Genomic DNA, 2,652 nt, shown 5'->3' with positions numbered 1-2,652 from the left:
TCACGCGCGGCGGCACGTAGTGCCTTTATGACAATTTCTGTCTGCTCGGCACAGGCTTCGGTCGCTTCCGGTGCCAGATCCATCGCGGGCGCGGGCTTATCCTCCCCTTGTGGCTGTGAGGCGGGGAGAGCGCGGATATCGTCGCAGATCTGCTTGCGCACGGTGCTCGTTTCCGGCTGGAAGATTGCCAGCGCGGCCGCCCGGCTGATCAGATCGCCCTCGGGCGTGGGGGTGGTGCTCATGCTGGATCCTCCATGCTAATCCTCTCCCAAAGCTGCGGCTTCGTGCCGGGGATCCTGCGGACCAGCCCGAGGCCTTCCAGGACGTTGAGACGGGCGCCGATTGTCTTGATGTTCCGGTCCGCCGCCTGTGCGATCTGCTGGGCGGTCATCGGCCCGCGCAGAGCGTCGAGGACGTTGCTGTTTGCCCCTTCCCGGCGGTCGATGTGCACCGGGAACACCTTGTTGGTCTCGCGCCTCGGGCCATTCCCTGCGCGCTTGGCGTCCTCGGCCATGGCGCGGGCAAGGGTGGATTCGTCCATCATCGAGATGGGGCGAGGGTTGGTCATGCCGCCGAGGCGTGGCATCGGGCGGCGGGGGAGCGTCAGGTGGGTCATGCTGACACCCTTTTGCTGAAGCCAGCCACGATCTCAGCGGCCCGTTGGCGCCGATCCTCGATGTCCTGTGGTGACAAAGCATCTCGCCCGGGTTCCGATATGACGGGCCCGAGGCGAACCATTATCTCGGCGGCTCGAAGCCCAGCCGTCTCGAAATGCGCCCGATCCTGAATGTCGCCGGGGAGGGGCTTAGAATGACGACGAGGGTTCTCGCGGCTCATCCACCAACGGCAGGCACTAGCCAGCGCCCAAGCCGGGTAATCCTCGAGCATTTCGCACCAGTCCTCGGCCACGGCCTCAGCGATGCTCGCCTCCTGCTGGGCAACGAAATAGTGGCTGAGAAGCGTCACGACCCGACCGGCGATCCACTTTCCCGGCGCTGGCGTCCCGAGATACGAGATCGCCTCGCGCGTCAGGTTCGCCTCGGCCTCATCGGCGAGCGGCCGCGCGCTGAAAGCCCGCAAGGAGCCCATCATGCGCCGAACCGTTTCCGGGTCTGGGTGCTTGGGAAGGCCTTGCGAACCGACGAGCGTTGCCAAGCCATGTCCGCCATGCTGCATCCCAGTCCTTGAAGGTGGTGCCTCTTGCGAGGTGGTAATCGCGGAAAGCTGCGGCTTGCTCATGGATTTCGTCCTCGGTGAAATTGCGGCTTCTGGCATCGGTGAGGTTTCGGTCGGATGGGGCCCAGTCGGGAGGCAGAGAGACGCCGCGCTTCGATCGCTTGGGAGGCGGATCGTCGATCTCGCGCTCGGGCGCGTTTCCTGAGGAAGCGTCAGCTTCCTCTATTGACGGTTCAATGATGGTTCCTGATGGTTTGGGGGCATCTGCTGCCGGGGTCACCGGCACGAGGTGCCGGGGGGTGGGGCATCTGCTGCCGGGGGGCATTCCCTGCCGGGGGGCATCTGCTGCCGGGGTCGCGCTGACGAAATAGACGTTAGACCCGCCCTGGCCTGCGCCGATCAGGATGCGCAGATACCCCTGAGCTTCGAGGGAACGGATATTGGTTCTCAGCGCCCTTTCACTGAGCCCGGTCCTGCTTGCGAGGCGGCTGATGGACGGGTAGCAGCGCCCGCTGTCGTCGGCATGATCAGCCAGGGCGAGCATGATCAGCCGCTCGGTCGGACCAAGCGTCTCGCTGTCGAAAATAGCCGACATGATCTTGACACTCACGACACCACCCCGCGCAGTTGCATGCCCGTGAGCACCGCAATCGCGGCGTCAGCGTCTTCCACGACGATCACCTGACCCTTCCAGCCGCCGTGCCATTCGATCTGGTCTGGCGTCAGCTTGCGCGCCGAGGGCGGCTTTTCCCCATCCTTCACCTCGATCAGGATGTTGCGGCCACGAAATCCGCATAGAAGGTCCGGGCACCCCTGTCCCACGGCGTGAAGCGGCTGGACCGTTGCCCCGATGGCGCGCAGGGCCGCGACGATCTCCGCTTGATTGCGGTCAGTTGCTGCGGCCCGGCGCATGTCAGGCCATCCCGAGCGCGGTCATATACATGTCGAGGATCGCGTCCTCCTCAGCGCGCTGATCCGCGTCCTTCTTCCGTAGGGCCACGATCTTGCGGATGGCCTTGGTGTCGTAGCCGCGGCCTTTGGCCTCGGCGTAGACCTCCTTCATCTGCTCGGTGATGTCGCGCTTTTCGGATTCGAATTGCTCGATCCGTTCAACGAACTGCCGAAGCTGATCAGCGGTCACGTCGAAGGCCTTGCTCTTGACCGCGCGGTCGGCATCGGTTTCCTTCATCGGGGTCTCGGCATGGTCACGCATCTGGTGCCCCTCTCAGAATTTCGGTGGTCACAGCCCGCAGCCGGGCGGCGATGTCAGAGGTCGAGCGATGCTTGCGCCGGGCTTCCCGAAGGGCCTCGATCAGCCTCTCGCGCTCCGCTTGCAGCGCGGTGGTATCGGGCACGCCACCACGCTTCGGCCTCAGCCATGTGTTCAGCGCACGAGGAAACAGAGCCGCGATCCGGCTGGCCATACGGAGGGCCAAGGTTGATCGAGCAGGGCTTCCCGCAGCGGCCGCATTTGCG

The 2,652-nt window shown here is 64.8% G+C and carries 7 protein-coding genes; all 7 read right to left on the bottom strand.

Annotated features, from left to right (window positions below; all coding sequences use genetic code 11):
- A partial coding sequence (locus ABNX41_RS21625) for a hypothetical protein (protein ID WP_438671747.1) occupies positions 1–242 on the bottom strand: 242 nt, incomplete at its 3' end.
- Entirely contained in the window at positions 239–616 is a 378-nt protein-coding gene (locus ABNX41_RS21620; protein WP_438671746.1) for a helix-turn-helix domain-containing protein, read from the bottom strand. The genes ABNX41_RS21620 and ABNX41_RS21625, both read right to left, overlap by 4 nt.
- A complete protein-coding gene (locus ABNX41_RS21615; protein ID WP_438671745.1) occupies positions 613–1,092 on the bottom strand; it encodes a hypothetical protein in 480 nt (159 codons plus the stop codon). The genes ABNX41_RS21620 and ABNX41_RS21615 overlap by 4 nt, the downstream gene beginning before the upstream one ends.
- On the bottom strand, positions 1,046–1,786 hold the full coding sequence (locus ABNX41_RS21610; protein WP_438671744.1) for a helix-turn-helix domain-containing protein: 741 nt from the start codon (positions 1,784–1,786) through the stop codon (positions 1,046–1,048). Before ABNX41_RS21610 ends, ABNX41_RS21615 begins: the two co-directional genes overlap by 47 nt.
- The gene (locus tag ABNX41_RS21605) at positions 1,783–2,088 is read right to left on the bottom strand and encodes a hypothetical protein (RefSeq protein ID WP_438671743.1); all 306 of its coding nucleotides are present in this window, start codon (positions 2,086–2,088) and stop codon (positions 1,783–1,785) included. The genes ABNX41_RS21610 and ABNX41_RS21605 overlap by 4 nt, the downstream gene beginning before the upstream one ends.
- A 1-nt stretch (position 2,089) precedes the next feature.
- Positions 2,090–2,365 carry a DUF2312 domain-containing protein gene (locus ABNX41_RS21600; RefSeq protein WP_438671748.1) on the bottom strand — a complete coding sequence of 92 codons (276 nt, stop codon included), beginning with the start codon at positions 2,363–2,365 and terminating at the stop codon, positions 2,090–2,092.
- A gap of 16 nt (positions 2,366–2,381) precedes the next feature.
- Positions 2,382–2,652 (bottom strand): hypothetical protein (locus tag ABNX41_RS21595; protein ID WP_438671742.1); only part of this gene is annotated, 271 nt, incomplete at its 5' end.

Origin of the sequence: Pseudogemmobacter sonorensis (genome assembly GCF_042762395.1) — a bacterium.
Lineage (GTDB): Bacteria > Pseudomonadota > Alphaproteobacteria > Rhodobacterales > Rhodobacteraceae > Pseudogemmobacter > Pseudogemmobacter sonorensis.
The sequence above is the reverse complement of the archived record's forward strand: the minus strand, read 5'-3'. Positions and strand labels throughout refer to the sequence as shown.